5 protein-coding genes and 1 pseudogene are annotated in these 7178 nt (G+C 70.7%); 2 read left to right on the forward strand and 4 right to left on the reverse strand.

From position 1 onward, the window contains the following. From I0Q12_RS19970 to I0Q12_RS34950, 4 genes and pseudogenes are all read right to left on the reverse strand, one after another. Window positions 1-94: pseudogene (locus I0Q12_RS19970) on the reverse strand (PIG-L family deacetylase); the annotation flags it as partial. Further along, complete coding sequence (locus I0Q12_RS19975; RefSeq protein WP_197253874.1) at window positions 91-1995, reverse strand: ABC transporter family substrate-binding protein; 1905 nt, start codon at window positions 1993-1995, stop codon at window positions 91-93. The pseudogene I0Q12_RS19970 and the gene I0Q12_RS19975, both read right to left, overlap by 4 nt. A 114-nt stretch (window positions 1996-2109) precedes the next feature. Continuing rightward, window positions 2110-3996: a translational GTPase TypA gene (gene typA, locus I0Q12_RS19980; RefSeq protein WP_197253876.1), complete on the reverse strand. Its 1887-nt coding sequence runs from the start codon at window positions 3994-3996 to the stop codon at window positions 2110-2112. Between the two features lie 234 nt (window positions 3997-4230). After that, window positions 4231-5367 carry a LuxR C-terminal-related transcriptional regulator gene (locus I0Q12_RS34950; RefSeq protein ID WP_197253878.1) on the reverse strand — a complete coding sequence of 379 codons (1137 nt, stop codon included), beginning with the start codon at window positions 5365-5367 and terminating at the stop codon, window positions 4231-4233. Between the two features lie 113 nt (window positions 5368-5480). Between I0Q12_RS34950 and I0Q12_RS19990 the strand changes: the two genes are divergently transcribed. Both I0Q12_RS19990 and I0Q12_RS19995 read left to right on the forward strand, forming a co-directional pair. Further along, window positions 5481-6875 carry an FAD-binding oxidoreductase gene (locus I0Q12_RS19990; RefSeq protein WP_197253881.1) on the forward strand — a complete coding sequence of 465 codons (1395 nt, stop codon included), beginning with the start codon at window positions 5481-5483 and terminating at the stop codon, window positions 6873-6875. A gap of 51 nt (window positions 6876-6926) precedes the next feature. Next, window positions 6927-7115 (forward strand): hypothetical protein, encoded by a 189-nt coding sequence (locus I0Q12_RS19995; RefSeq protein ID WP_197253938.1) that lies wholly within the window; start codon window positions 6927-6929, stop codon window positions 7113-7115. The last annotated feature ends 63 nt before the right edge of the window (window positions 7116-7178 follow it).

The following is a 7178-nucleotide window of genomic DNA, read 5'->3' on the forward strand; positions in this document are numbered from 1 at the left end:
CTGCCACGTAGCGGGCGATGGTCCCGCCGGTGGTGAGGGTTTCGTCGTCGGGATGGGCATGCACGAGCAGCAGCCGCCGGGCAGCGTCGGTCACGGGGTCGTCCTCCACCAGTTGGGGGCGTCGGCGACGACACCCGCGGGTACCGCACCGGCCAGCGATACGCCGTCGATTCCGGGGCCGGCCGCGACGACCGTGCGGTCCTGCACGATCGGCAGGTTCACGGCGAGGTCCCACAGCTTCGGCTGCGCGTTCGTCAGGATCTCGTGGACGTCACCGTTCCCGCGGATCGCGGCGTCGAGGTCGGCGGTCAGCGACGGGTCGCACACCGAGCTCAGATTGCTCGGGGCCTCGAGCTGCGCGATCACCGCGTCCTCCTCGACGACCTCGGTCTCGGGGGAGGGCTCGTCGGCCGGGGTCGGGGCCGGGGCGGTCGGTGCCGGGTCGGAGTCGGTGGTTTCCTGCGGAGGCGTGCCGACCACATCGGACGGAGGCGTGCCGACCACGGGGGGCGGAACCGGCAGGCACCCGAATCTCGACAGCGCGGCCGTCGCCGGATCGTTTCCGGCCCGCATCCAGCCGACGACGGCGTGCACCCGGCCTTCGACGAGCGCGTCGCCGTACAGCTCGTCGGCCGGCAGCGCGGTGACGGTCGCGCGGATGCCGGCCCCGCGCAGCAGATCGGCGGCGGTCCGCGCGACCGCGAGAGGCACCCCGGCGTCCTCGACGACACCGATCACCAGGGTCAACGGCGCGCCGTCGCGGACGAGCAGTCCTTCGGTTTCGGTCTCGGGCGCCGGCGCCGGAGTGGTTGCGGGTGCCGCCGTCGCCACGGGCGCGCCGGACGCACCGTCCGGAACGTCGACCGGAGCCGGCGGCGGCGCCGGCAGGTATCCGGCCTCGGCGAGCAGGCCGAGGGCCTGTTCGCGGGAGGGTCGCGGAGGCATCGACGGCGCATAGCCGGGATCCGAGGGAGCGAGCACCTGGGCACGAGCGGGAACGACCGCAGATTCGGTTCCCGCCGCGACGGTGGCGAGCAGGTCCGGGTCGAGCAGACCCAGCACGCCGCGGCGCACGCGCGGATCGGCGAATTCCGGGGTCCGCGCGTTCAGGGTGAGATCGAGTGTGCGCGGCTGCAATTGGGTGCCGGCCCGGACGCCGGGAACCGCACCGAGCTGGGCGAGCAGGGCCGATCCGCCGCGCACCTGCGCGACCTGCACGTCGCCGGTGCGCATCGAGTCGGTCAGCTGGGAATCGGTGCCGCCGCGGCGCAGCAGGATCTCGTCCGGCCGGGCGGGCAGCCCCCAGAAGCGGTCGTTGCGTTCGAGCAGGATCTCACCGCGGCCGCGGTCCACCGAGTCGACGGAGAATCGGCCACCGGACACCGGGATCGACTCGGCCAATCCGGTGACGAAGCCGCCGGGCGTGTCCTTGACCAGGTGGGCGGGCAGCAGATCGGAGAACAGTTCACGCCACGCCGGGTACGGCTCACGCAGGGTCACGGTGACGGTCTTGCCGCCCCCGGAGGACGCGACGCCCTCGATCAGCCGGTACCCGGACGGGTCCACGACCCCGGGCTGGGTGATCATCTGCTGCCACAGGTAGCGGAAGTCCTCGGCGGCGATCGGCGCACTGTCCGACCACTGGGCGTCGGTGCGCAACTGGTAGGTGATCGTGAACGGGTTCTCCGAGGTGACCTCGGCCGACACGAGCACCGACTCGTCGGGAACACGGTCCACCAGCGCCGGGTTCGCGGGGTTCGGCACGGTCCGGAACGCACTCGGCAGCACCAGTTCGGCGACGGCGTTGCCGACCGGCGATTGGTCCGCGAGCAGGTGCGGATTGAATCCGGCGCCGATGTCGTCGATGGCGACGACGACGGTGTTGCGCTGCGGCGCGGGCGCCGGGGTCTGGGTCGGCTCGGTCTGCTCGATCGGCGGGGGCGGAGAGGCCGTGCACGCCGCCAACCCCGTGACCAGAGCGGTGATTCCGGCCATCACCAGTGGCCGGCACCGTCTCCGGACGCGCGAACGCAACAACCGAGCCTCCCCTCCGTCGGACAACGGCTCGGGTGGCGGCCCCGGAACGAATCGGGGCCACCACCCGGACTGCTACTTGTTCCGGGCCTTCTCGCGCGAACGCGCGCGGGCACGGTCGGTCGCGGACAGGTGCACCTTGCGCACGCGGACCGCCTCCGGCGTGACCTCGACGCACTCGTCGACGGCACAGAACTCGAGCGCGGCCTCGAGGGTGAGCTCGATCGGCTTGGCGAGGGTCTCCATGACGTCGGCGGTCGAAGAGCGCATGTTGGTGAGCTTCTTCTCGCGGGTGACGTTGATGTCGAGGTCCTCGGCACGCGGATTGATGCCGACCACGTGGCCTTCGTAGGTGTCGCTGCCGGGCTCGACGAAGAACGTTCCGCGGTCGGCGAGCTGGATCATCGCGAACGGGGTGACCGAGCCGGAACGGTCGGAGACGAGCGAACCGGTGTGGCGGGCACGGATCTCACCGGCCCACGGCGCGTAGCCGTGGAAGATCGCGTTGGAGATGCCGGTGCCGCGGGTCTCGGTGAGGAAGTCGGTGCGGAACCCGATCAGGCCACGGGACGGGATGATGAATTCCATACGGACCCAGCCGGTCCCGTGGTTCGTCATCTGGACCATCTTGCCCTTGCGGTTCGCGAGGAGCTGCGTGATCGCACCGAGGTGTTCCTCGGGGCTGTCGATGGTCAGCTCCTCGTAGGGCTCGTGCAGCTTGCCGTCGACGGTCCGGGTGACCACCTGCGGCTTGCCGACGGTCAGCTCGAAGCCCTCGCGGCGCATCTGCTCGACGAGGATGGCGAGGGCGAGCTCGCCGCGGCCCTGCACCTCCCACGCGTCCGGGCGTCCGATGTCGAGGACGCGCAGCGACACGTTGCCGACGAGCTCGGAATCGAGGCGGGACTTGACCATGCGGGCGGTGAGCTTGTGGCCCTGCACGCGGCCGACCAGCGGCGACGTGTTGGTGCCGATGACCATCGAGATGGCCGGCTCGTCGACCGTGATGGTGGGCAGCGCCACCGGGTTCTCGGTGTCGGCGAGGGTGTCGCCGATCATGATGTCGGGGATGCCGGCGACGGCGACGATGTCGCCCGCGACGGCCTCGTCACCCGGCTGGCGTTCGACACCGATCGTCTTGAGCAGCTCGGTGATCTTGACGTTCTTGACGCCGTCGGCGTGCATCCACGCGACGGTGTCACCCTTGCGGAGCTTGCCGTTGTGGATGCGCAGCAGCGCGAGGCGGCCGAGGAACTCGGACGCGTCGAGGTTTGTGACGTGCGCCTGGAGCGGAGCCTCGGGGTTGCCCTTCGGGGCGGGGATGCACTCGAGCAGGACCTCGAAGAGCTCGTCGAGGTTCTCGGCGTCGGGAACCTGGCCGTTCTCCGGCTGCTTCCGGCTGGCCTTGCCCTCGCGGCCGGAGGCGTAGAGGACGGGCAGCTCGAGCGCGAGTTCGGCGGCTTCGGCGGCCTCGTCGTCGAGGTCGGAGGCGAGGTCGAGCAGCAGCGTCTGGCTCTCCTCGACGACCTCCGCGATCCGGGCGTCGGGGCGGTCGGTCTTGTTGACGACCAGGATCACCGGCAGCGACGCGGCGAGCGCCTTGCGCAGCACGAAGCGGGTCTGCGGCAGCGGGCCCTCGGAGGCGTCGACGAGCAGCACGACACCGTCGACCATCGACAGGCCGCGCTCGACCTCACCACCGAAGTCGGCGTGGCCGGGGGTGTCGATGACGTTGATGACCGTCACGGAACCGTCCTGGTGGTGACGGTGCACGGCGGTGTTCTTCGCGAGGATGGTGATGCCCTTCTCGCGCTCGAGGTCGCCGGAGTCCATGACCCGGTCGACGAGTTCCGCACGTTCGGCGAAGGCGCCCGACTGGCGCAGCATGGCGTCGACGAGGGTGGTCTTTCCGTGGTCGACGTGCGCGACGATGGCGACGTTCCGAAAATCAGCGGTGCTCACGCGATGGCTCTCCTGGCTGTAGTCCGGCCACACGGCACTGGACCCGGTCGGCACCTCGCCCGTACGGCGTTTCGTCTCGGTGGCCGCGACGCGAATGCGAGACACCCGACGTGACCGTGAACCGGCCCGCGCAGGCACTGCGGCCTTGTATATCTTACAGGCCGCCGAACCGTGTCCGCGCCGATGGACCGCGGTTACCCCAGCTCAGCCCGCCCGACGTGATGTTCGCCACGCCTATTCGCCGTCGGGTGTGGCGCCGTCGAACCATCCGTCGCACCGCACGGCACTGTTCTTGCGGGCGGCGTAGTGATCGAAGAACACCGTCGACATCAGTTCGCGGCGGCTGGTGACCCCGGCCTTGGCGAACACCGATTTGAGGTGGTCCTGCACGGTGTACGGCGACATGTGCAGACGCCGCGCGATCTCCGCGGTGCTGTCGCCGCGGAGCACCCGTTCGACGACCTCGCCTTCGCGCCCGGTCAATCCGAATGCGGCCACCACCAGCGGAAACACCGCCGCGGCGCCGGCCTGCTCGATCGTCACCGCGATCCGCGTGCCCTCACCGCGACCGGCCAGCGGCGACGCGTGCACGACGAGCCACTCCCCCGTCCGCGAGCGCACGGTGAGGCGGGGCACCGAGCCGGTCCGGCCGGCCTGCAGCGAGCGTGCGGCCGCGACGGTCGACGTGAGCGCGGGCGGCGGATCCGCCCACAGCGAGCCGCCGAGTTCCTCGACGCGCTGCTCGGCGCCGGGTGTGGCCATCTCCACTTCGCCGTGGGCATCGAAGACCACCACGGCGGGCCCGTCGAGCGGTTCCGTCCACTCCGCCCTGGCCTCGGCGGTGGTGGCGATCAGTCCGGCCCGGACGCCGCGCGCCAGCAGCCCGGACACGCTCTGCACGAAGTCGGCTTCGGCCGGGCTGAAACCGCTGGATTCGGGGGCCCGGTAGACGGCCATCCCGCCCCAGGTCCTGCGGCCGGCCTTCATCGCGGCACGCAACTCGTGCCCGAATCCGAAGTGGGGTTCGATGAGGTCGCGGAACCGGGAGCTGCGGTACGGGTCGCCCGCGGTCTCGTCGTGCAGGATGCTCACGCCCACGTCGCGGCGGGCGAGATCGGTGAACAGACTCACCCGGTCCTCCACGTATTCGTGGTACGCGAAGAGTTCCTCGCACGGATCCTCGATCCCGACCTTGATCGAGCTGGTGACCAGGGTGGTCGACGGATCGATGGTGGCGAAGCACACCCCTTCGAACGGCACCGCCCTTTCCAGGATGTCGAGCGCTTCCATCCCGAACGCGTCCCACGGAAGTCCGGCGCGGGACAAGGATTCGATGCCGGCGCGGGCAGCCTCGGCGCGGAACGTTCTCACCTGAAAAGTGTGCAGGACGCACCCGATCTTGGTACACCCCAGAATTCTGGGGGTCGCGATTCCCCGCACTTCGGGGATTTTTCCGCCGGCCGGACACGGACACGCTTCTCCGCATGACGACAACATCGACGACCGTCCCGCGGATCCCGTTCCCCGACCTCGCCGCCCGCATCGACGGCGCGCTGATCCTGCCCACCGACGACGAGTTCCCGCACGCCGCTCAGGCCTGGAACCTGGCGGTTCCGCAGCGTCCGCGCGCGGTGCTGCACGCCCGGACCGCGGCCGACGTGGTGCACGCCGTGCGCTTCGCGATCGAGCACCGGCTGCCGGTGACCGCGCAGCCCGGCGGGCACGGCGCCACGACCGCGCTCGACGAGGCGCTGCTGATCCGCACCTCCGCCCTGGACGACATCTGGATCGATGCCGACGCCCGGGTCGCGCGGGTCGGCGCGGGCGTCAAGTGGGGGCAGTTGCAGTCCGCGCTCGACGGCACCGGCCTCACCGGAATGCTCGGTTCGAGTCCCGACGTCACGGTCGTGGGGTTCTGCCTCAGCGGTGGCCTGTCCTGGTTCGGTCGCGCCCACGGCACCGGGGCCGCCTCGCTCCGGGCGGTGGAACTGGTCGACGCGGCCGGAACGCACCGCTGGGTGGACGATTCCACCGACGCATCGCTGATGTGGGCGTTGCGCGGCGGCGGAGGCGAGTTCGGAATCGTCACGGCCGTGGAGATCGCGCTGGTGCCGGCACCGGAACTGGCCGGGGGGCGCCTGCTCTTCCCGGTCGAGGATGCCCCGCGCGTCTGGCGGGCGTTCGCCGAGGTCACGACGGTGGCGCCGCGGGAGCTGACGCTGTTCGCGTCCGTGCTGCACTTTCCGCCGATCCCGGAGCTGCCCGAGGAGATCCGCGGGCGGTCGTTCTGCGCGGTGGACGCGGTGCTGCTGGGGGGCACCGCGGCCCTGGAGGCGCTGCTCCGCCCGATCGCCGGGGCCGGGACGGTGCTGCGCAGCACGATCGGTCCGCTGCGGCCGAGCACGATCGGCGACGTGTGCGAGGAACCGGTCGATCCGTCGCCCGCGCTGACCGGATCCGGGTCACTGGTCTCGCTGGACGACGAGGTGCTCACCGCGCTGCTGGACCGTGTGTCCGACCCCGCGTGCGGACTGATGCAGGCCCAGGTCCGGCATCTCGGTGGCGCGTTCCGGGACGATCCCGCGCGACCGGCGGCGTGCGGGCGGGTCGAGGCCGAGTACATGGCGATGATGCTGGCGATGGCGCCGGTCCCGGAGGCGATCGAGCCGGCGCAGGCGGCGATCGACGCGGCCCTCGACATCCTGAAGCCGTGGCACGGCGGCCCGCTGCCCCTGTCGATGCTCGGTCACCACGACGGCGCCGACATCGCGTTCGCACCCGACACGCTGCGCCGCCTGCGCGACGTCAAGGAATCGACGGATCCGCGGTGCGTCGTGCGCGGAAATTTCCCGGTGCACGGCTCTCCCGCAATTCGGTAAGGGAATGCTAACCTGCCTTCCACGGTCGGGAGCACGTCCGTGGAAGGCAGGATGGGGACGCGAATGGGCAAGGTCAAGGTGAGCAAGATTGCGCGTCTCACCCCGAAGAAGAAGTGCTGCCGTAAGAAGACCCGCTGCATCAAGTGCCCGGTCGTGATCATGCGGATGAAGAAGCTCGAGGGCGAGGACCTCAGCAAGAAGGAACTCGAGAAGCGGCTGAAGAAGGCCCGCGCGGCCTGAGCCCGGAACCGGTCCGCGCGGGTTCTGCACTCCGGGTTCTAGGACCTCCGCAGCAGGTGTTCC

The sequence above is a fragment of the Rhodococcus sp. CX genome (assembly GCF_015865005.1).
Taxonomy (GTDB): Bacteria; Actinomycetota; Actinomycetes; order Mycobacteriales; family Mycobacteriaceae; genus Rhodococcus.